32 protein-coding genes are annotated in these 25223 nt (G+C 39.3%); 22 read left to right on the top strand and 10 right to left on the bottom strand.

Annotation, left to right across the window (positions count from 1 at the left end; genetic code table 11):
* Positions 1 to 55 precede the first annotated feature (55 nt).
* The 7 genes from MED121_RS05435 to MED121_RS05405 all read left to right on the top strand — a co-directional run bounded on the left by MED121_RS05435 (position 56) and on the right by MED121_RS05405 (position 5329).
* Entirely contained in the window at positions 56 to 286 is a 231-nt protein-coding gene (locus MED121_RS05435; RefSeq protein WP_009832627.1) for a hypothetical protein, read from the top strand.
* A complete protein-coding gene (locus tag MED121_RS05430) occupies positions 286 to 813 on the top strand; it encodes a hypothetical protein (protein ID WP_009832626.1) in 528 nt (175 codons plus the stop codon). The genes MED121_RS05435 and MED121_RS05430 overlap by 1 nt, the downstream gene beginning before the upstream one ends.
* A 20-nt stretch (positions 814 to 833) precedes the next feature.
* Positions 834 to 1274: a DUF1801 domain-containing protein gene (locus MED121_RS05425; protein ID WP_009832625.1), complete on the top strand. Its 441-nt coding sequence runs from the start codon at positions 834 to 836 to the stop codon at positions 1272 to 1274.
* 167 nt (positions 1275 to 1441) lie between these two features.
* Positions 1442 to 1855: a hypothetical protein gene (locus MED121_RS05420; RefSeq protein WP_036178780.1), complete on the top strand. Its 414-nt coding sequence runs from the start codon at positions 1442 to 1444 to the stop codon at positions 1853 to 1855.
* Between the two features lie 55 nt (positions 1856 to 1910).
* Complete coding sequence (locus MED121_RS05415) at positions 1911 to 2417, top strand: GNAT family N-acetyltransferase (RefSeq protein ID WP_009832623.1); 507 nt, start codon at positions 1911 to 1913, stop codon at positions 2415 to 2417.
* Between the two features lie 18 nt (positions 2418 to 2435).
* A complete protein-coding gene (locus tag MED121_RS05410; RefSeq protein ID WP_009832622.1) occupies positions 2436 to 2714 on the top strand; it encodes a DUF2584 family protein in 279 nt (92 codons plus the stop codon).
* A gap of 416 nt (positions 2715 to 3130) precedes the next feature.
* Positions 3131 to 5329: a jacalin-like lectin gene (locus tag MED121_RS05405; protein WP_165474610.1), complete on the top strand. Its 2199-nt coding sequence runs from the start codon at positions 3131 to 3133 to the stop codon at positions 5327 to 5329.
* 110 nt (positions 5330 to 5439) lie between these two features.
* Here MED121_RS05405 and MED121_RS05400 read toward each other — a convergent pair whose 3' ends face one another.
* Positions 5440 to 6033 (bottom strand): hypothetical protein, encoded by a 594-nt coding sequence (locus MED121_RS05400; protein WP_009832620.1) that lies wholly within the window; start codon positions 6031 to 6033, stop codon positions 5440 to 5442.
* Positions 6034 to 6711: 678 nt separating this feature from the next.
* Here MED121_RS05400 and MED121_RS05395 point away from each other — a divergent pair.
* The 5 genes from MED121_RS05395 (at position 6712) to MED121_RS05375 (ending at position 9897) form a co-directional block, all read left to right on the top strand.
* Entirely contained in the window at positions 6712 to 7479 is a 768-nt protein-coding gene (locus MED121_RS05395; protein WP_036178777.1) for a transporter substrate-binding domain-containing protein, read from the top strand.
* A gap of 175 nt (positions 7480 to 7654) precedes the next feature.
* The gene (locus tag MED121_RS05390; RefSeq protein ID WP_009832618.1) at positions 7655 to 8191 is read left to right on the top strand and encodes an MOSC domain-containing protein; all 537 of its coding nucleotides are present in this window, start codon (positions 7655 to 7657) and stop codon (positions 8189 to 8191) included.
* A gap of 70 nt (positions 8192 to 8261) precedes the next feature.
* Positions 8262 to 8672 (top strand): GFA family protein, encoded by a 411-nt coding sequence (locus MED121_RS05385; RefSeq protein WP_009832617.1) that lies wholly within the window; start codon positions 8262 to 8264, stop codon positions 8670 to 8672.
* A gap of 16 nt (positions 8673 to 8688) precedes the next feature.
* Positions 8689 to 9030 carry an aldehyde-activating protein gene (locus MED121_RS05380; RefSeq protein WP_009832616.1) on the top strand — a complete coding sequence of 114 codons (342 nt, stop codon included), beginning with the start codon at positions 8689 to 8691 and terminating at the stop codon, positions 9028 to 9030.
* Between the two features lie 126 nt (positions 9031 to 9156).
* On the top strand, positions 9157 to 9897 hold the full coding sequence (locus MED121_RS05375) for an SDR family oxidoreductase (RefSeq protein ID WP_242603178.1): 741 nt from the start codon (positions 9157 to 9159) through the stop codon (positions 9895 to 9897).
* A gap of 28 nt (positions 9898 to 9925) precedes the next feature.
* Here MED121_RS05375 and MED121_RS05370 read toward each other — a convergent pair whose 3' ends face one another.
* On the bottom strand, positions 9926 to 10321 hold the full coding sequence (locus MED121_RS05370; protein ID WP_009832614.1) for a 2-amino-4-hydroxy-6-hydroxymethyldihydropteridine diphosphokinase: 396 nt from the start codon (positions 10319 to 10321) through the stop codon (positions 9926 to 9928).
* Positions 10322 to 10578: 257 nt separating this feature from the next.
* Between MED121_RS05370 and MED121_RS05365 the strand changes: the two genes are divergently transcribed.
* On the top strand, positions 10579 to 11997 hold the full coding sequence (locus MED121_RS05365; RefSeq protein ID WP_009832613.1) for a phosphomannomutase: 1419 nt from the start codon (positions 10579 to 10581) through the stop codon (positions 11995 to 11997).
* A gap of 76 nt (positions 11998 to 12073) precedes the next feature.
* Here MED121_RS05365 and MED121_RS05360 read toward each other — a convergent pair whose 3' ends face one another.
* The 3 genes from MED121_RS05360 to MED121_RS05350 form a co-directional block, all read right to left on the bottom strand.
* Positions 12074 to 12433 (bottom strand): RidA family protein, encoded by a 360-nt coding sequence (locus MED121_RS05360; protein WP_036178774.1) that lies wholly within the window; start codon positions 12431 to 12433, stop codon positions 12074 to 12076.
* Positions 12434 to 12516: 83 nt separating this feature from the next.
* The gene (locus MED121_RS05355; RefSeq protein WP_009832611.1) at positions 12517 to 12744 is read right to left on the bottom strand and encodes a DUF2798 domain-containing protein; all 228 of its coding nucleotides are present in this window, start codon (positions 12742 to 12744) and stop codon (positions 12517 to 12519) included.
* Entirely contained in the window at positions 12741 to 13052 is a 312-nt protein-coding gene (locus MED121_RS05350; protein WP_009832610.1) for an antibiotic biosynthesis monooxygenase, read from the bottom strand. The genes MED121_RS05355 and MED121_RS05350 overlap by 4 nt, the downstream gene beginning before the upstream one ends.
* Before the next feature lie 103 nt (positions 13053 to 13155).
* Here MED121_RS05350 and MED121_RS05345 point away from each other — a divergent pair, with 103 nt between their 5' ends.
* The 6 genes from MED121_RS05345 to MED121_RS05320 all read left to right on the top strand — a co-directional run bounded on the left by MED121_RS05345 (position 13156) and on the right by MED121_RS05320 (position 18192).
* Complete coding sequence (locus tag MED121_RS05345; RefSeq protein WP_009832609.1) at positions 13156 to 14040, top strand: LysR family transcriptional regulator; 885 nt, start codon at positions 13156 to 13158, stop codon at positions 14038 to 14040.
* A 132-nt stretch (positions 14041 to 14172) separates the two neighbouring features.
* A complete protein-coding gene (locus MED121_RS05340) occupies positions 14173 to 14835 on the top strand; it encodes a LysE family translocator (RefSeq protein ID WP_009832608.1) in 663 nt (220 codons plus the stop codon).
* A gap of 88 nt (positions 14836 to 14923) precedes the next feature.
* A complete protein-coding gene (locus tag MED121_RS05335) occupies positions 14924 to 15736 on the top strand; it encodes a GNAT family N-acetyltransferase (protein ID WP_009832607.1) in 813 nt (270 codons plus the stop codon).
* 71 nt (positions 15737 to 15807) lie between these two features.
* Complete coding sequence (locus MED121_RS05330) at positions 15808 to 16716, top strand: helix-turn-helix domain-containing protein (RefSeq protein ID WP_009832606.1); 909 nt, start codon at positions 15808 to 15810, stop codon at positions 16714 to 16716.
* A gap of 164 nt (positions 16717 to 16880) precedes the next feature.
* Positions 16881 to 17582 carry a LysE family translocator gene (locus MED121_RS05325; RefSeq protein ID WP_009832605.1) on the top strand — a complete coding sequence of 234 codons (702 nt, stop codon included), beginning with the start codon at positions 16881 to 16883 and terminating at the stop codon, positions 17580 to 17582.
* Positions 17583 to 17688: 106 nt separating this feature from the next.
* Complete coding sequence (locus MED121_RS05320; protein ID WP_009832604.1) at positions 17689 to 18192, top strand: mechanosensitive ion channel domain-containing protein; 504 nt, start codon at positions 17689 to 17691, stop codon at positions 18190 to 18192.
* A gap of 242 nt (positions 18193 to 18434) precedes the next feature.
* On the opposite strand, the gene MED121_RS05315 is transcribed toward MED121_RS05320, so the two are convergent.
* Positions 18435 to 19037: a short chain dehydrogenase gene (locus tag MED121_RS05315; protein ID WP_009832602.1), complete on the bottom strand. Its 603-nt coding sequence runs from the start codon at positions 19035 to 19037 to the stop codon at positions 18435 to 18437.
* A gap of 90 nt (positions 19038 to 19127) precedes the next feature.
* Here MED121_RS05315 and MED121_RS05310 point away from each other — a divergent pair, with 90 nt between their 5' ends.
* A complete protein-coding gene (locus MED121_RS05310; protein ID WP_036178770.1) occupies positions 19128 to 20027 on the top strand; it encodes a LysR family transcriptional regulator in 900 nt (299 codons plus the stop codon).
* 123 nt (positions 20028 to 20150) lie between these two features.
* Here MED121_RS05310 and MED121_RS05305 read toward each other — a convergent pair whose 3' ends face one another.
* A complete protein-coding gene (locus MED121_RS05305; protein ID WP_009832600.1) occupies positions 20151 to 21338 on the bottom strand; it encodes an MFS transporter in 1188 nt (395 codons plus the stop codon).
* 171 nt (positions 21339 to 21509) lie between these two features.
* Here MED121_RS05305 and MED121_RS05300 point away from each other — a divergent pair, with 171 nt between their 5' ends.
* On the top strand, positions 21510 to 22286 hold the full coding sequence (locus tag MED121_RS05300) for a helix-turn-helix transcriptional regulator (RefSeq protein ID WP_009832599.1): 777 nt from the start codon (positions 21510 to 21512) through the stop codon (positions 22284 to 22286).
* Here the strand turns inward: MED121_RS05300 and MED121_RS05295 are convergent.
* Positions 22283 to 22693, bottom strand: a complete 411-nt coding sequence (locus MED121_RS05295; protein ID WP_009832598.1) for a DUF6463 family protein — start codon at positions 22691 to 22693, stop codon at positions 22283 to 22285. The two genes, MED121_RS05300 and MED121_RS05295, sit on opposite strands and share 4 nt — an antisense overlap.
* Positions 22694 to 22998: 305 nt before the next feature.
* Positions 22999 to 23733 carry an SDR family oxidoreductase gene (locus tag MED121_RS05290; protein WP_009832597.1) on the bottom strand — a complete coding sequence of 245 codons (735 nt, stop codon included), beginning with the start codon at positions 23731 to 23733 and terminating at the stop codon, positions 22999 to 23001.
* Positions 23734 to 23941: 208 nt separating this feature from the next.
* On the opposite strand from MED121_RS05290, the gene MED121_RS05285 reads away from it, so the two are divergent.
* Positions 23942 to 24829: a LysR family transcriptional regulator gene (locus MED121_RS05285; RefSeq protein ID WP_009832596.1), complete on the top strand. Its 888-nt coding sequence runs from the start codon at positions 23942 to 23944 to the stop codon at positions 24827 to 24829.
* Here MED121_RS05285 and MED121_RS05280 read toward each other — a convergent pair.
* Positions 24816 to 25220: a DUF6463 family protein gene (locus MED121_RS05280; protein ID WP_009832595.1), complete on the bottom strand. Its 405-nt coding sequence runs from the start codon at positions 25218 to 25220 to the stop codon at positions 24816 to 24818. The two genes, MED121_RS05285 and MED121_RS05280, sit on opposite strands and share 14 nt — an antisense overlap.
* Positions 25221 to 25223 lie beyond the last annotated feature (3 nt).

Raw genomic sequence — 25223 nt, 5'->3', positions numbered from 1 at the left:
TTAAGAAATAAAATACCAATATCTTAAATAATGTGACTTTAAGGACGCTAATATTGTGAAAAGCTTGAACGCTTATAATCCCCGTACTAAATACAAAAAAATCATTCGAGAAAAAGCGATTTCCAGAGCAAAAACTCGCATTATTATTGCGGGCCGCACTCCTGAAGAATTTACTCAGGAAGATTTGGAAGTGGTGGTTCAAGAAGAAGAAAATAAAATAAAGTCAGATATTAAAAGCAAAGGCTTATTGGCTGTTTTAGCCCTGTTAGGTGTGAGTTGGCTCTAATGATGAATCAAATTTTCCGCATAACTTTTGTTACCTTTATCTATAAACGTTACAAACAAACGATTCTCTCCAGTGCCTTGCTGCTACTGCTACTTTGGGTTATCGAAAAAGTGCATCAAGACTTTGTGAGTTACAGCCAACTTAACGAAGATACTGGCTTTTTAGCGGTTTCCTTTGGGCTTAAATGGTTTGCCTTTGCCTGTGTAACTGGCCTATATACCGCTTGGAATCTGTTTTTTAAACGAGAGAGTTTTAAAAAAGAAAGTCTTAGTAAGGCTGAGCGTAAAAAGTATGGCCAGCTATTAAATGAAGAAGACGAATTAGAGGATGATCTTATCGCAAAAATGCGTGCCATTCCCTCGTCGAAAGTCACAGCAAAAAAAACAGCTAAAGTCACTCAAAAAGAATCTCAAACCGAAAATAAAGGTGATGTAGAAGACACAAAACCAGATCCTTTTGCCCAAATTCGCGATAAAGAAACCTTAAAGTCAAAAGCTGACTTTGTGTTACATAAAAAGCCTAAGTAAGGAGGCTTTAAAGGGGACGCATGATGAATGAGTTAGTCAGAAAAAAGTTTGAATCTTATCCTAAAAAGGTAAAAGCTAAACTTGAATTTCTGAGAAGCCTTATTCTAGATGTAGCCGCAAATACGGACCAGGTTGGAGACATTGAAGAAACCTTAAAATGGGGTGAGCCTTCATATATTGCCCTGCCTGTTCAGTTTGAAGATAAATCTGGCAAAATCAAAAAAGCAAAAGCCCCTGGCACCACAATTCGTATTGACTGGAAGCCTAAAAGCTCTGATCAATATGCCCTCTACGTGAACTGCCAAACCAGTTTGATTGACTCCTATAACTCACTTTTTCCCAATACCTTTACCTTTGAAGGATCAAGAGCGGTGGTGTTTGATCTTGAAGAAGACTTACCTCTTGAAGAACTGCGCATCTGTATTCAAATGGCCCTGACGTATCATTTGAGTAAAGGTTAGATCTTCCAAAAAAAGGTTAATATTTAACGTACTCATCTTGCTTTCTGCTCATTATCATTCGTTTGATGTGCTAGTTGTATTTTAGTAAGTTTTTGCTTTAGTTAAATAATTTTCTTTAATAATATGAAGAACCTTATCAAAAAAAATCAGTATGAATGGAGTGAGATTTGAGAGATCGAAGTCGGTTTTTCCCTCTAGTTAAGCTTTTGATAAAACTTGGGTTAGCAATTCTAGCTGGAATTAGTGCGTATTTTTTGGATTTGAAGCAAGCTAACTTTGGTGAGGAATTTAGCCAAAGCTTATTATCGATCAGAACTGATTTATATCTAGAAAACATTTCATTCGAGAGAGACAATTCCTTTGCTATGTTTGTGTCTTCTATTCAATTAGACAATAGGAAAAGCAAAACTTTATTTATAAAAATGCTTTCAAAGGATATAAATAGCATCTATTGCAGGATGATAGATTCATCCAAAGAAGGCTTAAAAATAGAGCTCTTTCATTTAAATGTACGGGCAATAGAAAAAGGATCTAGCAGAATAGTGTTTAGTAGAATGCTATCTGATAGTACATGTGCTTAGCAATTTAAAGAGTCTTAAATAACGTTGATTCATAAAGGATTAGTAAGAAGTTTATATGGACATTAAATCACTAACCTCGCTAAAAGGACTTGAAAACCAGTTCCTCACACTACTCACGGACTGTGTTGAAAGTGGCGCATCTGTCGGTTTCCTCACTCCGATTGATAACACCGAATTAACTGACTATTGGCAAGGTGTTGAAGCCGATCTTGCGTCAAACAGGCGAAAGCTTTTTGCTGTATTGGATGAAGATAAGCTGGTTGCCTGCATGCAACTCTCTTTGTGCTCTAAAGCCAATGGACGCCATCGCGGTGAAGTGGAAAAACTCATGGTTGCGACGAGTCATCAAGGGCAAGGTATCAGTAAAAAATTGATGGCATTTATGGAAAGTGTGGCTATTGAAACTGGTATTAGTTTGTTGGTGTTAGATACTCGTCTAGGTGATGTTGCATCCTCTTTATATCGTGCGATAGGCTTCACAGAAGCGGGTCAAATCCCAAACTTTGCACTCAGTTCGAACGGACAGTTTGAAGGTACGGTTTTCTTTTATAAGCCCATATAGGGAAATGGATAGGTTAAAATGGGATTTTCAGTAAAATTTAATTGGGTGTTACAAGCCACTCCCCCAGCGCTTCTCGAAATAAATGCAGCCTATGTCTTTAGGAAAAAGGGTAATCGTATTTTCCCTTTAGATACACCAATTGATTTGATCGATATGGAGCGTAATGCGATCGCTAAGATCAAAATTATTAATTTTCAAAATACCCTTGAAAATACACAAGGTGAGTATGAAATTATTAAAGTGTATAGCGGTGATGAAAAACGTATTTTGACCAATTACTGGATTGAGAATCAATAAATAAAAGGGGGACGAATAAGTCTCCTTTCTTTTAACCCTGCCAGAAAAAATATCAGCATAAGGTTACTTTGAAACACGTCATTATGAAACTATGTCAGCTTTCATCTAAAAGCTTGATATAAGGTGATTTTTTGGTTGTTATCTATAGCATGTATTTATAACAGATATGCCTAAGGGGGGCGTAAAATTATGCTGACCAGGTCTACTCCTTGGTTGATTTAGATCATTCTATTAGCCTTTACAAAAGTAATGCTAGTCCAGTTGTCCCCCGCTTTATTTTTCTTCTTAATTGAATGTCATTTCAAAATGCTTGTTTACGCAGGATGCTTTATTTGGAGTTAAGTTGGTTTCTAAAATTTTTTTGGAGAAAAATGATGGCTTGTTTAATAAGGAATTTAATGTCAAAGGCAGTGTTTATGACACTGATCTTTATACCTCTCATTACGTTTGCGGGTATTGATACAGATGATGAAGCCGTTAACCGGCTTGATCTTCAGGGACAAATTGATAATTTTGCCCCCCTTTCTAAAACCTTTTGGGCAGGGTCTCATAATGGCTATTCCGCAAAGGAGTGGAATGGTGATGGAAATTATATTTATCAAATTAATCAGTACTATAAACCCTTAGAACTCTTTAAACGTGGGATACGATTAACCGAATATGATACTTACCCTGTGAGCTGGTTCTCCTCCAACCCAGAGCTTTGTCATTTAGGGCTTGAAGAAGACACTGTGTGTTTGGTATTTGGTCCTGGCGATTATGCCTCATTAGGGGACGGTTTTGATGAAATAGAAAGCTTTATTAAGGATAAGGAAAATCGAGATGAAGTTTTACTGATTAAGTTCGAAGTTTATGACAGTGATCATCATACGAATTTTCGTAATAAAGTCGGTGAAAAAATAGATGACCGTTTAGGCGATATTGTTTTCAAACCTTCAGATTGGGGCTATGCAGAAGGAGACTGTGCTTCGCTGCCTGTGCAAAAACTGACGAAGGCGGATGTGTTGGCCGCAGGTAAAAACATCATAATGTTTACTCAAGTGCCTCGTGATTTTAATGAAGATGAAGAGGCGGGTAAAAACTTGTGTGATTATCATACCTCAGGCAGCAGTTATAAAGACATGCTGGATTACATTTGGATTGGTGTGGATGAAATGGATTATCAGGGGAACCTTTATCCAAACCAGCCGATTGCGCAAAATAGCTCACAGCATTCAGCGGATAGCTCAGGCAATGTCAGTACCTCTCCAGATGCTACGACAGATTATGAGAACGGTAATTTTAGCGTCAGATTAGATTCTTCAACTTCCGTGCTGACTTGGTTAGATTGGTTAGTGGATACCGATGAAGATATTAAAGTTTCAGGTGAAGATGTCATTGAAGCGGCTGAACTGGGCTTTAATATGCTTGAGTTATCGCGAATTGAATATGACTCTGTGTCAGATGCACCTTTAATAAAAGATTTTGTCTGGTCATGGGAAAAAGATTATCCACAAGGAAGCAATGCTTGTGCGTTATCGACAACGGGTGGTGCGGTTCAAGATGCTAGCTGTAGCGCAGATCGTGTGCATGCCTGTGTTGATGAAAGCCGTAACTGGTATCTGACTAATACAGCAGGTGAATGGCAAGAAGGTTTTGCTCAATGTGCCGCCTTAGGTTACCAGTTTGCTATGCCTTATAATCCATATGAAAATGCCGCGTTGGCCAAGGTTAAAACAGAGGCGCAAGTGAGTGCTTCTGTTTGGTTGAATTACTATGAAGCAATAGACGATTTTTGGTTAGCGGGTTCTGAGTCTCAACAGGATTACGGCTATGTTAAAAAAGCTGCTATTGGTAGCGATTCGAATGATGACTTTGATTCTATCGACATGATAAAACGCAAATTACTCAGTGCCGGTGGGATGAACCTTAGTTCAGTGCAAATTCGATCAGGGAATCGAATTGATGGATTTAAGGTGTGTTATGAAAATACACAAGGTGTCAGCATGGCAACTGTGGGCGAATCTGAGTTTTGTCGAACCTATGGTGGCGATGGTGGTAGCTGGGGTAATACTCTGAGTTTTGATTCGAGTAATGGCGAATATTTGAGTGATGTTAAAATTTGCATTGATGATGCTAAGTATGGCTATGACACCGTTTATTATCTCAAATTCACTTCTAGTACAGGTTCTAGTATTAATGGTGGTAACAGTACAAGTGACTGTACTACCTATGCTTCTACTTCTTCTCAGCAAGTTTTTGCGTTTCATGGCAATACAAACACTGAGCTGGAATCATTAGGCATTCACAAAATTTCAAATTCCTTAATAGATAGTGGCTATTTTTCTACGGCTTGGTTAAATCGAAATGCCGCGAATGATAGTGACGATGACGAAAATGAGTCTTTCACTAAACATCAGCAAGAGGGCAGCATTGCTAGCAATTGTACCGCTGAAGATATTTCAGGTTATTTGGCGCGTCGTGCTAGTGACAAACTGGATGTGAGTTTGACCCGTGACATCATAAGTTATGACGAGGCGAGTGGCTTTGCTTGTTGGCATGATGATAATGGTCAAGATGGTTGTGACGACTATGAAGTGAAGTACTTCTTTAAAAATGCGAGTTGTGTTTTGTAACAGATTGATTTAATTATTCGTAGGTTCCTTAATAATATCAATCTTTGCTCTAATTAATGTTATAGGTGGCCTAATATAATTAATTTTATATTAGGCCTAAATAAAATTAATTATTTTCTCTCTAAATACTCAAATAATTTATTTTCAATGATTGAAATGATAAATGGCTTTAATAGCAGTGATAGTGGTGCAAATGGTAATGCTCCGATACAAAATATTGTTAGGCCTGAGGTATAAGAGACGTTCTTTTCTAATGTGAAATTTGTTTTGTTAAGTAGTGCTACCCCTGCAATTAATAATAATAGTGAAGCACAAGCGAAGTAGCCTAAACTCATTGACTCCTTAAATAGATAAGGAAATGTGACTAAGCCCGATATAAGCAAAAACACTATACCTAAAGGCTTTGCTAAGGATGATCCTTTTTTATCAAGTAGGCCTGCGGTATCTATCGCCTTTAGGAAAATATCACGACTTTCTTGAGGTAAGCTATTAAGCTTAATATTGGCTATCGTGTTAGAAACCAAAAAAACAGTATCGCCGTTAAGTTTTACCTCTAAACCAAAACATCCATCAAACCATTTAGAATCTTTTTTACCTGATTTGAAAAAATTATAATCTAACTCTAAATTTGTTTTTTCAAATTCATTAGTTAGTTTTTTACACAAGTCTTCATCAATTTTATAACTTCTTGAGATAACGTTCATTATACATCCTTGTTTAACGTTTTATAAAAAAACAGAGGCTATAGAAAAGTAATAAGTTAAGCAAAGCCTTTTTAAATAAGAGAGAGTTGTTTTACAAATAAATACTATCATAGCGGTGATATGAGTAAATTGGCTTTAAATAACTCTCAGGGAGTGAATAATTGCTCGCCTATTCAGTTTTGTTACAAAAGGTTTACTTTGTGTTTTCTATTCAGGGAAGCCATCGAGAGAGGCTTTGAGCTTGTATTTTAAGTCTTCTGTGTTTTTTAAATATTCAATAATCAATCAGAATGCTTAAGGAAGCTGCGAATAAATCCTCCCGCCTCAGCGTGTGGATAAAAGCTGCTAGATTTATGGCGAGGAACGCAACTTAATAGTGATTCTATTGATAAGGTCCTCAACCTAAAGACAGCGCTTTTAGGCCACGCCCTTCGGGTCTTTAAATAATACCTACTCGGCATTTTAATAATATCTATCCGACATTTCAGAAAAAGTAACACCCTGTGTTGTCACTTCTCGAAAGGTACCTACAATGACTTTCTATTAATAAACGCAAAGTAACGCCTTGTGTGATACTTTTTCTGTCAAGACTGAGAAGAGGTGACGTAATCGCAGGTTCCTTAATAAGCTGCTAACCTCTTTATAAGTATGAAGGGGTTGTGAATTAAAGGCGAAATAATGAAAAGTAATTTTTTCCTAACGGTCATTCTGATTTTTTTTCCTACCGTAAACGGATTCTCGCAGACACTCAAAGTGGCGACAGGAGAGTACTCTCCAACGATTGGATCGAATTTAAAACACGGTGGTTATGCAACTCATATGATGACTCTGGCTTTTGAAAGCCAAGGAATCAGCTTAGATGTCGATTATATGCCTTGGAAACGGGCCTTGGTGAGTACGCAAAAGGGAGATTATGATCTTTCCTTTTATTGGTTCTTCTCTGAAGAAAGGCAAAAAAGTTTTTACTATGGCGATGCTTTAATTCAGTCCAATATACATTTTTTTCACCTCGAAACGCTTAACTTTGATTGGCAAGACTATGATGATCTTGAGCCTTACTTTGTCGGCTTAACGGCAGGCTATCACTATTCACCTGAGCTTGATGTATTGGTTAATGCAGGTGAACTTAATAGCCATGTAACAACACGTGATATAGATAATGTGAATATGCTATTAGCCAGTCGTATTGATATTTTTCCCATGACGCTCCTTGAAGGTTTATATTTAATAAATAATCGCTTTCCCCCTGAATCAGCGCAAAAAATCACTTATCACTCTAGGGCTTTATCTACGCCCACGGGACATCCTCTTTTTCCTAAAGTGAATGAACAATCCCATGAATTACTGAAGATTTATAACAAAGGGATAAAGGAAATTAAAGCACAAGGCATATTGCAAGAATACGAGCAGAAAATGATTGAAGGTTGGTACGAACAAGCCAATTAGCAATAAGTAGCTTAGTTGAAATAGGGGCCTGATAGAGCAAAAGTGTAAATCCTCTCCGTGTTATTTTATCCATTTTTACCTTAGTATCTTAATCTCATCGTCTCAATGTTTAAGACAAATAAGATACGGAGACTTTTCCAAAAAAATCTACCAATAAACGGCTAAGGACAGCACAGTGAAACTCATTTCATTAAGTTATGACAATAAGCATGGGTTTTCTAAAAAGCCTGTAACACAGCTTACCTTGATCGCAGGTTTAGGCGTTGAAGGTGATGCCCATTGTGGTGAAACCGTTAAACATAGATCGCGTGTAAAAGCAGACCCAACCCAGCCTAATTTACGTCAAGTTCACCTGATTCATTCAGAGCTTCTTACTGAGCTGCAAACAAAGGGTTTTCATGTTGAAGCCGGCTCTTTTGGTGAGAATATTCTTACTCAAGGTGTCGATCTACTCTCTTTGCCAAAAGATACCTTACTCCATCTAGGTGATGAGGTGGTATTGCAAGTTACAGGGCTTAGAAACCCTTGTGCCCAATTGGATCACTATCAGCAAGGTTTGACTCAAGCTGTGTTGGATAAAGATGAGGAGGGCAATCTTATACGCAAAGCTGGCATCATGGCGATTGTCGTGCAAGGCGGACAGCTTTTAATAGAGGATAATATTAAGGTTGAATTACCTGAAAAACCCTATCAAAAGCTTGAGAGAGTTTAGGGTTAAATATTTCTGTAAAGCTAGTCTAGCGTTATCTAAATCATGAACTCTTTTTTTAGTGGAGGTAATTATGACTCATAAATATTATGGTTCTTGTTTATGTGGCGGTATTAGTTTTAATGTTACTGGTTTTAGTAAAAAAGCGGCAAATTGCTATTGTACTATGTGCCGAAAATTCCATGGCGCTGCATACGGAACACTGGTTAGTGTGACTGGCTTAACTTGGTTAAAAGGCTTTGAGTTATTGAAGCACTTTACAGCAGAGAACGGAACTCAAAGAAGCTTCTGTCAAGACTGTGGCACGAGTTTAGGCTTTAGAATTAAAAATGCGGGCATTGATGAGATTGAGTTAGCAATCTCAACATTTGATGAGGATATTCCTATTAAAATTGATGCTCAAATTTATACGGAATATAAAGCTAACTGGTGTGAATTACAGCAAGGTATCCCTTCATTTCTGCAAGGACGAAATGAAAACTAGTTAAAGGAATGAATCAATGAAGCTAACCTGCCATTGCGGCAATATCGAATTAACAGCGGCTTATATCCCTAAAGAAATAGCCAATTGTAATTGCTCCATTTGCCGCCGTTATGCGGCTTCTTGGGCCTATTACGAGCCGAAGGATGTGAGTATCTCCCACACCCAAAAAGCCTCAGGCGCTTATATTTGGGGCGATAAAGAAGTGGCTTTTCATCACTGTACTTTATGTGGCTGTATTACCCACTATGTGACAACCGATAAGTGTGATACCAATGTGACGGCTATCAATATGTGTATGGCAGAGAATGAGATTAAGGCTAGGATTCCTGTTCGAAAAATTGATGGGGCTGCTTATTAATCTCTCGTTTTTGTTTGTTTTGAATAAGTTTCTTCGTTTGCTTGAGCGGGTTGAAGGGGAGTGTCAAAGCGATGAGTCGAAAACAGTGTTAGTCCGATAATCTTTTGTATGAGTGAAGGTGAAAAATTGAATTTAGATAAAAATGAGTCCCTAAGAACCGTCTTTATTACCGGAGCGGGTAAGCGTTTAGGATTAAAGTTGACCCAATTTTATTTGAATTTGGGCTGGAGAGTCATTGCGCACTTCAATTCGAATAATGAGTTAGAGCAAAAAAACTCATTAACTTATCATAGTATTCAAGCGAACCTTGATGATAAAAAAGCGGTTGAGCAACTTGCTGAAGAGATACTGTCTTTAGGTTGGAAAGTGGATCTGATGATACATAATGCTTCTTGCTTTTTCCCTGATACAAAGGAGGATGATAGTTGGCAAACTTTGTCTAAAATGATGAATGTACATGTTGCAGCACCCCAGTATCTCACTATGCAGCTCTTACCTATTTTTGCTGACAAGGCTAATGTGGTCGCAATTACTGATATTTATGCCGACTTACCAAATGAGCGTTTTGCAAGTTATTGTGCTTCAAAATCAGGCTTACAAAATTTAATGTTAAGCCTAGCCCAAAGGTTAGCGCCAAAATATCGGGTCAATGTTATTCAACCTGGCCCCATTCAGTTTTTGCCTGAGCATCAGGCTGAATACCGAGAAAAAGTATTATCTCAAAGTCTTTTGCGTAAAGAGCTTGGGTATCAAGCCATCATAGACGCGGTTCAATATCTAGCTCATGCTGAGGCAGTAACCGGAAGCGTGATGAGGGTTGATGGTGGCCGCTTTGTTGCCAATAAATATGAACAATCTTTTATTTAAGGTTTTCGCGTTTGATTATCGGACCGGCTTAGTCTGAAAGTTCGAGTTTCCAATCTTGCATTATGCTTTGATTAAAACTGTCTTTTAATGGAATTAAACAGCACTCTTTGGGGCTATCTCCTTGCCCTAAAATATCAATATCTATGGTTCTGTCATTGAGCTTGCGAGCGGGGGCTTTAGGCTCTCGTCCAAGCAGCAGTTCTATTTGCTCAAATTCAGCTTTTATGTCGGCTTGTTCTTTGTCACTCCTGATGATCAATAATTGGTTATGAAAATCAGATTTAAAGCTATCGCCACAGGGGGGATTTTCTAAAATGTGAGACGTGAATAGTATTTTATAGTGTTTGGCTATTTGATACCGTGCGTTGGGAAGATTATCTTGTGGCTGTATATTGCTGCCGAGGCTTATTAGTAGGTACTTCATGTATCAGACTTCATAAAAAATAATGGGTTCTAGTAACTGCCTGTTACTTATAATAATCAAACAATACAAGGTATAAGATTAGAGTCAATATGAAAGGTCCCTTATCAATTTACTTTTTGTCTAGGTAAAATAAATAGTACCTTTAAACTAAAGTTTGTAAAAGTGTCGCCCCTCAAAGTTAAAAACGCTAGGGGCCTACAAATAAATCATTCCAGCTATACCTAGAAGCCATCTATTAAATAAGACTTAAATTAAAAATGTTACTAAGTACAACAGAAATACAGCAGTCTGGTATTCAATTTGGTACAAGTGGTGCACGAGGCTTAGTGACCCAGTTTAGCGCTAATGCCTGTGCGGCGTTTACCCATGCTTTTATTTCTTGTATGCAAGGGGTGTTTCATTTTGACAAGGTCGCTATTGCGATTGATAACCGACCAAGCAGCCCTGCTATGGCACAAGCCTGTGTGAAGGCGCTAGAGCAACTAGGCCTAGAAGCCATTTATTATGGTGTGGTGCCAACTCCCGCTTTGGCTTACATCTCAATGCAAGATGGCATCCCTTGTATTATGGTAACCGGTAGCCATATTCCTTTTGACCGTAATGGGATTAAGTTTTATCGCCCTGATGGGGAAATTAGTAAGGCAGATGAAAAAGGCATTTTAACCGTCGAGGCTGAGTTCGAGTCCATTAGCGATCTACCTGAGCTGGTGGTTAACCATAAAGCCGCTTCTGTTTATATTGAGCGTTATACGTCTTTGTTTGATTCTTCTTTATTGTCAGGCAAACGTGTTGGTATTTATGAGCATTCCAGTGCTGGTAGAGATTTATATACTGACATGTTTAAAGCTTTAGGTGCTGAGGTCATTGCGCTGGAGCGTAGCGATGAGTTTGTGCCTATTGATACCGAAGCGGTTTCTGAGGCGGATAAACGAAAAGCGAAAAATTGGTCGAAAGAATTTAACTTAGATTTTATTTTCTCCACCGATGGGGATGGTGATCGTCCTTTAGTCTCGGATGAAAAAGGCAATTGGTTGCGTGGTGATGTACTGGGTCTAATCTGTGCTGATGCCATGGATATTGAAGCCTTGGCCGTACCTATCAGTTGTAATACTGCGATTGAAAAAAACCAAGCGTTTGAACATATTACCCGCACTAAGGTTGGTTCGCCTTATGTGATTGCAGAGTTTGAAGCATTAGCGAAAGACTATGCTTCTGTTGCGGGTTTTGAGGCAAATGGTGGTTTTTTATTAGGCTCTGATGCCATAGTGAATGGTAAAACCATTAAAGCACTACCAACCCGTGATGCCGTATTGCCTGCACTTATGCTACTTGCAGCAGCAAAAGAAACGGGAATAGCAAGCTTGGTGAATGCGCTGCCACAAAGAGTCACTCACAGTGATCGAATTCAAAACTTTGCCACACAAAAAAGCCAAGGGATTTTAGCCCAAGCGAAAGAAGCACCAGAGGTATTTTTACAGAGCCTAAATTTTTCTGATGCCAAGCTTGCTGCTCTTGATACGACAGATGGACTGCGTATGACATTCGCCAATGATGATGTGGTGCACTTTCGTCCCTCTGGTAATGCGCCAGAGCTACGCTGCTATGCAGAGTCCGTATCGATTGATCAGGCTAAGTCTTTAGTTGATCACGCTTTAAAACAAATTCAATTAATCTAACTATTTTAGTTTTAGATGAAGAGCCTAACTGAGTAATCCGTTGGGCTCTTTCTATTCTTACATGACTCTTCTTCTCTTAAATCGCTAAAATGGCCTCTACTTCAACGTTTAGATCTGCTGAAAATAAAGACTCTATTTTGATTAGAGAACTTGCAGGCAGGTGGGTTTGATAAATATCTGAAAGGGTCTGCCTTAGTGCTTGCATATCAGATAAATCAGTCACAAAAATTGTCACTTTAATCAGCTTGCTTAAGCTACTGCCAACAGCTTTTGCCATAAATTCAATTTGTCTGAAGACCTCTTTTGTTTGTTCTGATATTGAATCTTCTTGAGCTTGAGTGCCAAAGGCTGTCATACCAGAGGTATAAAGTGTGTTGCCGTGAATGACTGCGTGGCTATAGGGCCCAGCAGGAAGGCCAAGTTCAGGAAAGTTAATAGGTTTAACTACTACTCATTTTCCATCATGTCACTTTCAATAATTTCATTTTTAAGATTTTCTGTTTGTTACTTCCTTATTGGTCATTTTAGTGCCTCCCATTTACAGGCTAATTTTATTGATAGCTTGTGGATCTCTGGCCCAATAAAAAAGGCGATGATAGCTGCGACAGGCCAAGCGCCAAGAAAGGCTTGTCGCCAATCTAATAAGAATTCATGGCTGAATCCTAGGTTAATCCAAGTCACCCAACAACTCATAAGCGAAGAGAGCAAAAGTGACATGAGCAAGGCGAATATAATTCGTTGTTTCATAGGGTATCTCCGAGCTTTTCGATGTAATCCACTTGGGTCAGCTCTAGGGATAAATAATGCAAAGTATGGGGCTCTTGAAAGTGCTGAGTGAGAGCTTCCTGATCAGTCCATTTCTCCCATAGGGTGAATTTACGAGGGTTGTCATTATGTGGCTTTACCTCAAATTGAAAACATCCTACTTCCTCTATCGTGGCTAATCTTAGTTTCGCTAATTCCTCACTGGCTGTTTGTGGGTTTTTATCTTCAGGGACAGTTAGTCCAGCGCTAACCCATAGAAAAGATGTATTTGAAAGGTGAGAGTCAGTCATGAAAAGCTCCAAGGTCTAGATAATTAAGATAGGATCAGTTTGTATTGTTTCGCTTATGGTGTGTATGCTTTATTAATCAATCTTAAATTCCGGAAATGGAATCATGTTAGACGACATAGTGTTATTTATTCATATTGTTCAGCAACAAGGATTAGCGCCTGCTGCAAGGGAGTTAGATATGCCTGTTGCGACTGTCACTAGGCGGTTACAACGGCTTGAAAACTCAGTGAGATGCCGCTTAATTCATCGTACAGCGAGACGTTTTGAGCTTACTTCTGAAGGTGAAATATACTTTCGAGCTTATAGTCATTTGGTAGATCAATTTGAACAAACTCAACAGAGTTTAAGTGGCGAGCTAAATGATATGCGTGGAAGTCTAAAAGTCATGGCGCCTATCAATCTATCAGCAGGTTTTTTACAACCTATGTGGTCTGGCTTTATCCAAGCGTTTCCAGACATTCAATTAGAATTGAGTTTGAGCAACCAACTTGAAGACATGCTCGCGGAGAAAGCCGATTTAGCCATACGTGTTGGCCCCCAGCCTGATTCTGCTTTTTATCAAAAAAGGTTGGGTGAAGTTGCGACTATGTTAGTTGCTTCACCTGATTATCTTACTAAGTTTGGTGAGCCTAAAAACCTAGCTGATTTAAGCCATCATAAGTTAATTGCTTCTCAAGCGATTATGAGTTGGACACTCCAAAAGCCAGGTGGACAAGAAAAAACGAGTCTATCACCGGCGCTTTCTACCTTGGTTAATGATGTAAATATAGCGGCTTCATTTGTCCGTGATGGCCTAGGTATCTCCCTGTTACCGACTACCGAGGTTCAAGACTATTTAAACACAGGGGAAATGGTAAGAGTGCTAGCCGATTGGCAAGGGTTAGATAGGGTTATCTATGCTGTTTGGCCAAGTGGTCGTTTGATGAATGTGAGAGCCAAGCGTTTATTGGCTTATATAGAAGATTATTTTACCAAAGCTGATATCTAACCTTCCTTGTAAGGCGCTGATTTTGAGGCGCTGATTTTAAGGAGTAGGCTTTAATACTTGCTCCTTTTTTTCGTTAATGGCTAAATGCAATCCCTTGGTGTGAGTTAGTCTTTAACAATATCAGGGAGCCTTATGATAGACCTCAGCGTGTTACCTTTCTTTTTTACCGCTATTTTCTTTTTAGCGATTTCCCCAGGACCAGACTTATTACTGCTATCTAGCTACTCATCAAGTAAGGGGTTTATGGCGGGTACCATGGTGTCTATTGGTGTGTTACTCGCTGGTGTTGTGCAAACGAGCTTGGTTGCCTTTGGCTTGGGAGAGCTGATGATGGCCATGCCAATTATCGCTCTTGGGGTGAAATTAGTCGGGGCAGCTTATCTAACTTATATCGGCATTAAGATGCTCATTGCTTGGTATAAAAGCGTCTCTCATTATGAGCAAAACCAAGGCATTCAGGCTCGTGCTGAAGGAAGCTCTAAAGCCATAAAATTATCGAGTTTGAGCCTGATAAATAAGGGGTTACTCAATAACTTATTAAACCCAAAAGCGCTCTTGTTTTTTAGTTTATTCTTACCTCAGTTCACCCATGAAGGCCCTGATCTCACCACACAAATTCTGATGCTTGGTCTTATTTTAAGCCTGTTCGTCTTTGTTATTAATCTGGCTTTTTCTTTTGCTTTTAGCCAGCTAGGGCGTTTTCTGGGCAAAAAGTTAACATTAGGACAGCATATAAATGGTGTATTAGGTGTGATTTTTATTGGTCTAGCGGTGCGCTTGGCTAGTAGTAAATAAATTAATTGTCGTATTTATTCAATCATTCTAAAGGCTGTTTTTTTATTATTTCCTTATCAAGATTTCTTTCAGATAATAGGAAAACAGCATGTTAAAAATCAAACCTATAAACGACCTTACTCACCCTGAATTGAGTAATTTAAAACGAAGCTTTTTTGAGCAAGCGAATGGCCCTTTAGACGGCATGTGGCACTTTGGTTTTGCACCTATGAGTGCTCATTTTGGCTTTTACTTTGAGGATGAGTTAGAAGGTTTTTGCTGTGTAAATAGTGAGTCATACCTTATTCAATTTTACCTTTCTCCAAAATCGAAAATTCATGGTCCTGATTTATTCAAATTAATCAGCCAAGGTAATAGCTCAGTGATTGGTGGAATAAAAGGGGCCTTTGTCAGCACAGCGGAAATACAATATTTAAACCTATGCTTAGATAACGGGATTAGTTATCAGGTTAATGCCCTTATGTACCGTCAAGAAGTAAAAGAGGTGTTTGAAACTGAGTTAGAGATGCAGCTAGCTGACACGTCTGAATTACCCCGTTTTGTAAGTTTTGCAGCGACTAATATTGGCGCACCAGAAGCTTGGTTAAACGACTATTATGGGAATTTAATTGCCCGTAATGAGTTGTTTGGTTACTGGCTTGATGGTGAACTGGTTGCAACAGGAGAGTGTCGTTTATTTGATGAGATACAAACCCAGTATGCTGACTTAGGCATGATAGTCGGCCAATCTCATCGAGGAAAAGGGCTCGCGACTCAAGTACTTAAATGCTTAACTAATATGGCTTTAGACAAAGGATTAACCTGCATTTGTTCAACAGAAGCTGGTAATTTAGCGGCACAAAAAGCCATATCCAACGCGGGACTTTCAGCCTCTCACCGTATTGTTCAATTTGAGTTTTAATCTTTTTTAGGTGGAAAATATAATGTCAGCTTGGAGTATTAGTCAGGATAAAAAGTTGAGTGTGAAAAGACATGATTAATTGGATTCAAGCCCCTCAATCAGAGGTATTAAGTAACTTGATAGCGTGTTATTGGTTTATCGAAAAAACCAAAGATGCCGCAAGTTACCCGTATCCAAAACTCAATCCAGACCCAAGCGCACACTTGATATTATCGCCTTCGGATCAGGCCTATTTTTATGGGCTTGATCTACATGAGGCGGATGTAACAGAGCCTCTGGCATTCAGGCATAAAGGTGCTTCATTTGGCTTTGGAAGCCACTGGTTATATCCTCACCAGCAAACTTTACAACTTGATCATAGGCAGGCATTTGTTCATTTGGGTATCAAATTCCGCCCAGGCGCTTTATATCGTTTGAACCTCAATGAGAATGATGAGTTCGATAGCCAAGCGGTACTAAATCAAGCTAAAGCAACTCAGTTGCAGGTACTCATTAAAGAGAAGCTGTTTACGAAAGAAAATCTATTCGTTCAGGAGCTCATCTCATTAGCGCGTGAAGAGCCGCAGCTCTGTTGTGATCAATTAGATAAGCTTTTACTGCCCTGGCTTAGTCAAGTGAAAGAGGATAGGCATAGCCTGCTTGTAGGTAGAGCGCTAACCATGCTTGCAACAAGGAATATCTCAGCATTAGGAAAGAGCTTAAATTGCTCACAGCGTACCTTAGAACGCAGTTTTATCAGGGTGACAGGGTTAAGTTTAAAGCAATGCCAAGCAATTAATAAGCTTGAGGTTTTACTTGAGCATTTATATCAAAAACAAGCTCAAGACATAGATTGGGTTGAGGTCGCCTTTGAATTTGGTTTTAGTGATCAGCCACATCTTATTCGACACCTCAAAAAGCAGCTAGGGCAAACGCCAAAGCGTTATGCGAAAGAAAGAGGTTTTACCATTGATGTTTATGGTGGTGTGAGTTCTTCATAGCTATCTATTAGACTCTTCTTAGTGAGAAATTAGTAAAATAATTAATGACTATTTAATAATATTAATTTAACTAATTTTATTTTCTCAGATAACCTTCATTCTTTCTTATTAGATCAGGTTCAGAAAATGATGACCTGACAATGCCTTGCTGCGGAGAATGATGAATGCCATCAATCGAAATTTTATTAGCTTTTACCCTGACTTCAATATTAATGAGTCTCTCTCCAGGCCCTTCTAATTTATATGTGATGGCAAGATCCATTGCTCAAGGAGTGCAAGGTGGCTTAGTGGCAGCTGCGGGCCTTGGTGTTGGTAGCTTAATCCATGTGGCAGCGGCTGTTTTGGGCTTGTCAGTTTTGTTTAGCCATTCGCCGACCCTGTATATGATAGTGAAGTTAAGCGGTGCTTTATATCTTATTTATTTGGGCGTGAGTTACTGGCGTGCTCATTCTTGTTCAGGTTCAGGTTCAGGTTCAGGTTCAGGTTCAGGTTCTGAAGGCAAGTCTGATGATGAGGCTTTATCGGTTAAAAAGACAAAAAGCATGCCTCTAAAAAAGGTGTTTATTCAAAGTATTATTGTTGAAGTCACTAACCCAAAAACCGCCTTGTTCTTTATTGCCCTTTTGCCTCAATTTGTGGTGCCCGAGTCAGGCCCGATTGCGCTACAGCTTTTTGTTTTAGGCATGATTGCAGCATTAACAGCCTTGCCTTGTGATATTTTAGTGGCAGTGTCATCCAGTAAGGTGGCCAGTTGGTTGCTAAAGCATAAGAATGCACAAGTGATACAGGATAAGGTCTCCGGCTCGATTTTATTTGGCATGGGCAGTTTTATTGCTGTGGGTGAAGTGGCTGGGTTTGAAGATTAAAGAGAAAGCGTTTTAATTAATTGATTCGCTAGGGAAAGGCTTGTTTGTCAGTTTTTTAGACGGTATCTTGATATCACAACTTGCTCCTTTAAAAGGCTTAATCTAAATGAACACCCTGATTGCATCAGCCATTTTATTAGCACTCTTTATCAGTCTTCGAATCACCACTAAAACCATCGAGAAAATTGGCATCAGCCGTTCGGTAAGCCCCTTTCGAATTAAGTATATTACTAAGACTCTTAGCCTTTCATTGATTGTTTTTTATCTGATATTACTCGTGACCTTCTTAGGGATCGAGTACTCTCAAATTTCTATCTTTTTATCCTCTTTATTTGCGGTATTGGGCGTCGCGCTTTTTGCCCAATGGTCCATTTTGAGCAATATTACCGCGAGTTTGATTATCTTCTTTGGCTTTCCTTATCGGGTGGGTGATCAGATACAGGTAGTGGATAAAGACGATGACATTCGTGGTGTGATCGTTGAGATTGCCTTGTTTCATGTGCTGATAAAACGAGGTGACGATCTGATTACTTATCCTAATACTTTGATTCTTCAAAAAGCCGTGATTAAAAAAACGGATGAAAGTCAGCGCTTGGATAAGAAAAAATAAGCGCTACTGCTATGTGACAGAAGCGCTTTAATCTTTGCTATTTTAAGCCCACTTAAATCGGCGTACTTCATTGCCCTCATCTGGTTTGGCTGGAATGTTAAAGGCTAAGACCAAAGAGGCTGCCGCCATCGCAGCTCCTGCTAAAAAGACACTTGCAGGGGAAACAAGCCAAATTAAACCAAAGGTCACTGGAATCAGTATAGCGGCAATATGGCTGATATATTGATTTAAATGAGTTAGCCTTAAGATAAGATGCGAAAGGTTTGTCCTGTCTGCAAACCTTCTACACTCTTAGCGTAACCAAGAGCAGCCTTGGCGGCTGGAACAGGGTTATGGCCTCTAAAATAGGGCGCATACTTTTCCATAGCTTCTTCTATTACTCCCGGGCTTACCGCATTAAGGCGAATGCCGCGGGGCATTTCAATTGCTGCTGCCATAACAAAGCCATTAAGGGCTGTTGCTACCATAGAAGCTGAGCTCGCCATAGGGATAGGGTCATGATCAGTGACTCCGGTGGACAGGGTAAAAGAGCCGCCCTGATTAATATATTCACGACCTATGAGTACTAAGTTTACTTGCCCCATAAGTTTATCTTTGAGACCCACTTCATAATCTGCAGTTGTCATTTGAGTAAAAGGGGCCCATTTTGTGTGTCCGGCGCAGCTTATAACTGCATCAAATTTTCCTGCTTTAGTAAATGCTGTGTGGATGGAATCTGTGTCCGTTATATCCAGATATAAATCACCAGAATTACGCCCTGCAGTAATTACGTCATGACGATGATCAAGTTCTGCTTTCACCGCTGTGCCAATTGTACCTGAGGCTCCAACTAAAATAATACGCATCTAATTTCTCCTATTGTTTATACTTTTAATGATAATCTCTTGGTGATAAGCGGATTAGTCCCAATTTACTAAAAGGATTGTTATTAAAAAATGACAATGAGAAGCATGATTGAAGAAATGACTACCTTTGCAGTCGTCGCAAAAACGGGGAGTTTTACCCAAGCATCGAAAGTATTGGGTAAATCTAAAACTTATGTGAGTCTGCAGGTGTCTCGATTGGAAGACGCCATTGGACTTAAGTTAATGTTTCGAACGACAAGACGTCTTGAATTAACGCCATCTGGCCTAGCTTACGTGGATTACTGTGAGCAACTGTTAGCGACTATCGATGAAGCTGAGCGAGCATTAGAGGTTCTAAAGGGGGACATGCAAGGTGTGATTAGCTTGTCTGTACCTGTCTCTTTTGGCCAAGTATTTATGACACAAGTTATTGCTGAGTTTCAGCTTAAGTATCCTGACGTAAAGGTAGCCTTAGAGCTACACAATAGTGTTAAAGATTTGAAATTTGAAAGCCTTGATATGGCTGTCAGAATGAGTTCTGAGCTGGATGAAGATCTTGTTGCTATCAAAATTGGTTGTTTAGATATGGGGGTTTATGCAGCCCCTACTTATCTAGCTAAGTATGAGAGACCTATTTGCCCAGAAAATCTGTGTCACCATACTGGAGTGCTGCATTCAAGTGTTGATAAGTTTCATCGTTGGCCATTACTGATTGAAGGGGAAGTGGTACTAACCGAGATTAATTGGAACCTATCGATTAATCACTATCCATTGATTCGTGAATCTGCCATTGAGGGCAAGGGGCTAGTTCGCTTGCCTAGCTATTTAGTAAAACAAGACCTGATCGAGAAGCGCTTATGTGAAGTTTTATCTGACTTTAAACTTGAACCCGACCCAATTTATCTTGTTTATCCTTATCAAGGCGTTTTACCCCTTAAAACGAGGGTTTTTATTGATTTTATTAAGGCTTGGTTTAAAGAACATCTGTAATACTCTTGTTCTTTAAACGCGTCTTGTCAGCCAAAATTGTGACGAACAAGACGCTATGAATAAATTATAAAATTAAGCAAATTAATTGGCGCTTAGTTTGAGTGTTACTTTTTAAAGTATTTATTAAGCCCACTTAAATCGGCGTACTTCATTGCCTTCATCTGGTTTGGCTGGAATGTTAAAGGCTAAGACCAAAGAGGCAGCCGCCATCGCAGCTCCTGCTAAAAATACACTGGCAGGGGACACCAACCAGATTAAACCAAAGGTCACTGGAATCACTACAGCGGCAATATGGCTGATAGTGAAAGACACACCAGCAGTAGAGGCCATATCCGCTGGGTCCGCTATTTTCTGAAAGTAGGTTTTAATGGCGAGCGCCAAAGCAAAGAACAAGTGATCTATCACATATAAGCTACCTGCCATGATAGCTGAATCTACAAAAGCATAACCTACGAATACCAGTATCAAGCCAAGGTACTCAAAAATAAGGGCGTTACGTTCGCCAAAGTGTCCGATCAACTTGCCAATTTTTTTTGCGAATAACCAGTTAAAGGCGTAGTTAATCAAGAAGAGTAAGGTAATATCAGCGGCAGAATAACCAAACTTTTCGACCATTAAGAAGCCTGCAAACACCACAAAGATCTGACGTCTCGCGCCACTCATAAAGGTTAGGGCATAGTAGAGCCAGTAACGTTTGCGCAGTACTAATTTTTTATTTTGTGGCACCTTAGCTTCAAAGTTAGGGAAAGCGGCCCAAATAAAGAGCACTATCGCGAGAGATAAGCTTCCTGCAATCAGGTACACCCATTTAAACTCAAGCTGGAATATTTCTAACAGTACCCAAAGCCCAGAATAGGTAATGAGTGAGGCGAGCGCACCAACGGAAATAAGCTTGCCTAATACCTCTGGCGCTTCTTCTTTTGTGAGCCATTGCAGTGATAATGACTGCTTTAAGGTCTCAAAATAATGAAAGCCAATAGACATCAACAAGGTCGTGCATAAAAGCCCTGCCACCGAAGGGAAAAAGCCCGTAATCGCGACACCTAAAGTAAGCATGACGAGTGAGAGCAACATGAATTTTTGTTCTCTTAAAAATAAGAGTACAAAGATGGCGGTAAAGGCTAAAAAGCCTGGGATCTCACGCACACTTTGTAATAGGCCAATCTCAGCGCCGGTAAAGTGTGCTTTTTCAATGACAAAATTATTCAGTAGTGCCTGCCAACTAGCAAATGCCATAGGTACAATAATGGATACCAGCATGAGGAGATGCTTGGGGGTTTGCCAAGAATAAGCATTTCTATTGAGTAACATTGTTTAATCTCTTGTTAAATAAATTGATATGAGACAGTCTATTCGTTATTTTTTAGTCTTACCTTCTATGTTATGACGATCAATGTCGATAAACGGACAATATTGAAATGAGTGTTACTAAAAGCTATTGAGTAGATAAAAAAAGTCCACTAAATCACAAAGTGAGAGATCATGGCGAAGTTAACGTCAAACGAAAAAATTGAAAACGCAGGTGATAAGTTCGTTCTAACTCATCAGATCGACATGCCTGCTGGATATAAAGGGCAGCTTCATCATCATATTTGGTATCAGCTTATGTATGCCTCAAGTGGGGTATTAAATGTTGAGTACCAGAATCAGATCATGTTTGTGCCACCACAAAAAGCGATTTGGTTACCCCCTAATTGTGATCATAGGGTGAGAGTGCCGGTAGGTGCGCATTTTCATAGTGTTTATTTTAGGCCTGATACGGTTACCGCTCTTGGAAATACCAGTAAGGTGTTAAGCGTTACCCCATTGGTCCGTGAGCTGATTTTAGCTGTGGGTGAAATGACTCATGAAGATAAAGAACTGGATGATAAAGATAAGCGACTCACCCAAGTATTGATTGATCAGCTGAGTTTGCAGGCGGATAGTGCGCTCTCGATTCTAATCCCTTCAGATAAGCGTTTAGCTGAATTAGTCAGACAGATAATTCATACTCCCAGTAATGGGGTTAGCCTAGAAGAGTGGGCTCAGACATTAAATTTATCAAGTCGAACCATTACTCGAATTTTTACTAAAGAAGTGGGAATGGGCTTTAAGGAGTGGCGACAAAAAGTGCGATTATTGGAAGCGATTAACTTATTAGAAAAAGGTTTGTCTGTGACTCAGGTCGCGTTAGAGGTTGGTTATCAATCACCGTCTGCTTTTACCTATGCATTTAAACAAGTGTTTGATACCAACCCAGCCTCATATTTTGTTGATTAGCGGCTCTCTTGCAGCTTCTTTTCGATTCTTTGATTGATAAGATCCGGAATACCAAATAAGAGAATAAAACCTTGGATAAGCAATAAATAGGCAGTCTCAAAAGGCGAAAGGAAAACTAAAATAATCCCTATTATTATCAAGCCCCAAGCTAAAGAAAGTGGCGGAATAAAGCCTTCTTGAAGTGCCTTTTGTAAGAATAAGCCTAACATGATTATCATCACGCCTGAGATCAAAAACCAAACGATGGCTAAACGGTCAAAAATGGGTTCGTCATTGATAAAAATACTCGAAAACCAATGATCGTTATGCATATTTACTAAAGGTTGCCAGCCATAATAGATACCGATTAAGCAATGAAATATACCTGTCAAAACGAGATAGTAGCCTGAATATTTCATCAATTTCATTTTGCCTTCCTTCCATTTTTTTAATAAAACGAGATGCTTTTATGTCACCTCGGTTTGAACAAGTCGCCTTGCTTAGGCTAAGTACTAAGTAGGGGATTTAACGCCCCTTATAAGCTTAGCGAGAAAACACTAAAAATCATGTTTGAGCGCTCGAAATAAAGCGCGCATATTTTAGCATGTCAAAGCTGAAGGAAATATCCCAAAAAACATAGATAAGATATAAAACCAATTCATTCCATCAGTGTTTAAACGTGAGTTTACTGATTTATTTATCAAGGTATATTTCTTCTTATAACGCCTTTAGATTAAATCATGCCACCATTGGCTCTGATAACTTGTCCATTAATCCAATGACTATCAGGACTGGACAGAAAAGCGACGATATTTCCTATGTCATCAGGGCTGCCTAATCTCTGCATCGGGTTCATCTGTGACAAATGCTGGATTTGCTGTGCTGACTTTCCATGCAAAAAAAGCTCAGTGGCAGTGGGTCCAGGAGCGATCGCATTGACGGTAATCTCAGTGCCTTTTAACTCTTTGGCTAAAATACTGGTTAGCGCTTCAACGGCTGCTTTTGTTGCGCTATAAATACCATACTCTTCTAGTTTTAACCCCAACACACTGCTAGACATATTAATAATTCGCCCGCCCTGATTTAACCTTTTGGAGGCTTCTCTTAAGGTGTTAAAAGTACCTTTTAAATTGGTTTCGATTTGCTTTTCGAATAATTCATCACTGCTATTTGCAATCGAGGCTAATTGCATACAGCCCGCATTATTAACCAGGATATCCACCTTACCCAGGCGAGCTTCTACTTGGTTAAAAAGGTGTTTGACTGAATCTGAGCTTGCAATATCACATTGAATTGCGATTGCTTTATGGCCAAGTGACGTTAACTCTTTGACTAAATTGATGGCTTGCTCTGAGTTTGAGACATAATTAATTGCAATATTAAAACCTTCAATCGCCAGTCTTCTACTAATACTGGCCCCAATACCCCGTGATCCACCTGTTATGATGGCGACTTTTGGATTAGACATACTTTTACCTCGATTAAGCTGATTAGAATGAGGGTGAGTATGACCTTTATGCTAAAGTGAATAATTAGTTATAAATTGATAAGACAATTCCATTTTTAATAACAATATAAGCATTTGTTTTCATTTGTGATAGTTCAATGGCGTTAACTTAACTGGGGTAACTTAATTTTTGTCGCTCAACTCATGTTCATTAACTAAAGGGAAAGAAATGGATAAATTTAAAGAAATGCTGATCTTCTCTCGAGTGGCAGAGCGTAATAGTTTTACATTGGCTGCAGAAGATTTAGCCGTACCACGTGCCACAGTGACTAATGGTATCAAGCGCTTAGAAAGCCGTCTTGGGGTCAGGCTGCTAGAGCGAACCACTCGCCAAGTGCGCTTAACTTTAGATGGAGAGCAGTATTATGAAAAATGCATCAAACTGCTTGGGGAATTGGAAGAGGTTGAAAATAGTTTCTTAAAACACTCTCCTAAAGGTGTGCTAAGGGTCAATTTACAAGGGACACTTGCTAAACATTTTGTCATTCCTCGTCTTCCTGATTTCTTAAAGCGTTATCCAGATATTAAAATTCATATTGCTGAGGATGATCGACTTATTGACCTTGTAAAAGAGGGAATCGACTGTGTATTAAGAGCGGGTGAGTTACAGGATTCCAGTTTAATTGTGAAACCTTTAACTCAACTGGAAATTGTGACAGTGGCGAGTCCTGAATATCTTGATCAATATGGCACGCCCAAAGATTTAAACGCTTTGCAGGGCCATAATGGTATTGCCTATTCATTAGATGTAAAAGCCAGACCTTCAGAATTTGATTTTCTTGTGAAAAATAAGTTGGTTTCAGTAAATTTGAATTCTCTGGTGGCCGTCTCAGGCGCTGAGGTTTATACCGCGAGCGCCAAAGCTGGGTTAGGCCTGATACAAGTCCCTAAATACCGGATTAGGCATGAGTTAGAAACAGGTGAATTGGTGCCTATACTCACTCAATTCTCTGTGCCAAGCATGCCTGTCTCCGCTTTATATCCCCATAAAAAGCATCTTTCTCAGCGCACAGGTGTTTTTGTTGATTGGCTCGCTGAGATTTTTAATAAGGCTTAACTACTCGCTTTCTCAAAGGTGTTAATGTTTTTGCTTTTAGGCAACCTCGCATTAAAACAATACCTTGAATAATAAAGAGATATGCGCCAGATACAGGCATTATGATGGCGACAATAATACCTATTAGGATAAAGCCCCAAGCTAAAGATATAGGCGGTATAAAGCCTTCGTCTAAGGCTTTTTGAAGCATCAAACCAAATAAAATCCAGAAAATACCTGACAGTAAAAACCAAGAAATTGCCTCTCGATCAAATAAAATCTGATCGCCAGCCATGGTGCTGGCTAACCAATTATCTTGATGCATTTCTAAAAGTGTATTCCAGCCAAGAGCTAGGCCTATTGCACTGTGAAGTATGCCTGTTGCGATTAGGTAATATCCTGAATATTTCATAGT

This window comes from Marinomonas sp. MED121 (assembly GCF_000153025.1).
Classification (GTDB): Bacteria; Pseudomonadota; Gammaproteobacteria; order Pseudomonadales; family Marinomonadaceae; genus Marinomonas.
Note: the sequence above shows the minus strand (reverse complement) of the source record. Positions and strands in the feature narration are given on the sequence as shown.

What these genes read in the sequence shown, in the direction of transcription:
- MED121_RS05355 (WP_009832611.1), bottom strand. Translation starts at nt 12,744, where the DNA reads ATGAAACAACGAATTATATTCGCCTTGCTCATGTCACTTTTGCTCTCT.
- MED121_RS05430 (WP_009832626.1), top strand. Translation starts at nt 286, where the DNA reads ATGATGAATCAAATTTTCCGCATAACTTTTGTTACCTTTATCTATAAA.
- MED121_RS05285 (WP_009832596.1), top strand. Translation starts at nt 23,942, where the DNA reads ATGGATAAATTTAAAGAAATGCTGATCTTCTCTCGAGTGGCAGAGCGT.
- MED121_RS05330 (WP_009832606.1), top strand. Translation starts at nt 15,808, where the DNA reads ATGATTAATTGGATTCAAGCCCCTCAATCAGAGGTATTAAGTAACTTG.
- MED121_RS05310 (WP_036178770.1), top strand. Translation starts at nt 19,128, where the DNA reads ATGACAATGAGAAGCATGATTGAAGAAATGACTACCTTTGCAGTCGTC.
- MED121_RS05315 (WP_009832602.1), bottom strand. Translation starts at nt 19,037, where the DNA reads ATGCGTATTATTTTAGTTGGAGCCTCAGGTACAATTGGCACAGCGGTG.
- MED121_RS05290 (WP_009832597.1), bottom strand. Translation starts at nt 23,733, where the DNA reads ATGTCTAATCCAAAAGTCGCCATCATAACAGGTGGATCACGGGGTATT.
- MED121_RS05370 (WP_009832614.1), bottom strand. Translation starts at nt 10,321, where the DNA reads ATGAAGTACCTACTAATAAGCCTCGGCAGCAATATACAGCCACAAGAT.
- MED121_RS05415 (WP_009832623.1), top strand. Translation starts at nt 1,911, where the DNA reads ATGGACATTAAATCACTAACCTCGCTAAAAGGACTTGAAAACCAGTTC.
- MED121_RS05405 (WP_165474610.1), top strand. Translation starts at nt 3,131, where the DNA reads ATGACACTGATCTTTATACCTCTCATTACGTTTGCGGGTATTGATACA.
- MED121_RS05340 (WP_009832608.1), top strand. Translation starts at nt 14,173, where the DNA reads ATGATAGACCTCAGCGTGTTACCTTTCTTTTTTACCGCTATTTTCTTT.
- MED121_RS05345 (WP_009832609.1), top strand. Translation starts at nt 13,156, where the DNA reads ATGTTAGACGACATAGTGTTATTTATTCATATTGTTCAGCAACAAGGA.
- MED121_RS05425 (WP_009832625.1), top strand. Translation starts at nt 834, where the DNA reads ATGATGAATGAGTTAGTCAGAAAAAAGTTTGAATCTTATCCTAAAAAG.
- MED121_RS05395 (WP_036178777.1), top strand. Translation starts at nt 6,712, where the DNA reads ATGAAAAGTAATTTTTTCCTAACGGTCATTCTGATTTTTTTTCCTACC.
- MED121_RS05325 (WP_009832605.1), top strand. Translation starts at nt 16,881, where the DNA reads ATGCCATCAATCGAAATTTTATTAGCTTTTACCCTGACTTCAATATTA.
- MED121_RS05305 (WP_009832600.1), bottom strand. Translation starts at nt 21,338, where the DNA reads ATGTTACTCAATAGAAATGCTTATTCTTGGCAAACCCCCAAGCATCTC.
- MED121_RS05320 (WP_009832604.1), top strand. Translation starts at nt 17,689, where the DNA reads ATGAACACCCTGATTGCATCAGCCATTTTATTAGCACTCTTTATCAGT.
- MED121_RS05410 (WP_009832622.1), top strand. Translation starts at nt 2,436, where the DNA reads ATGGGATTTTCAGTAAAATTTAATTGGGTGTTACAAGCCACTCCCCCA.
- MED121_RS05280 (WP_009832595.1), bottom strand. Translation starts at nt 25,220, where the DNA reads ATGAAATATTCAGGATATTACCTAATCGCAACAGGCATACTTCACAGT.
- MED121_RS05380 (WP_009832616.1), top strand. Translation starts at nt 8,689, where the DNA reads ATGAAGCTAACCTGCCATTGCGGCAATATCGAATTAACAGCGGCTTAT.
- MED121_RS05365 (WP_009832613.1), top strand. Translation starts at nt 10,579, where the DNA reads ATGTTACTAAGTACAACAGAAATACAGCAGTCTGGTATTCAATTTGGT.
- MED121_RS05300 (WP_009832599.1), top strand. Translation starts at nt 21,510, where the DNA reads ATGGCGAAGTTAACGTCAAACGAAAAAATTGAAAACGCAGGTGATAAG.
- MED121_RS05335 (WP_009832607.1), top strand. Translation starts at nt 14,924, where the DNA reads ATGTTAAAAATCAAACCTATAAACGACCTTACTCACCCTGAATTGAGT.
- MED121_RS05350 (WP_009832610.1), bottom strand. Translation starts at nt 13,052, where the DNA reads ATGACTGACTCTCACCTTTCAAATACATCTTTTCTATGGGTTAGCGCT.
- MED121_RS05385 (WP_009832617.1), top strand. Translation starts at nt 8,262, where the DNA reads ATGACTCATAAATATTATGGTTCTTGTTTATGTGGCGGTATTAGTTTT.
- MED121_RS05400 (WP_009832620.1), bottom strand. Translation starts at nt 6,033, where the DNA reads ATGAACGTTATCTCAAGAAGTTATAAAATTGATGAAGACTTGTGTAAA.
- MED121_RS05295 (WP_009832598.1), bottom strand. Translation starts at nt 22,693, where the DNA reads ATGAAATTGATGAAATATTCAGGCTACTATCTCGTTTTGACAGGTATA.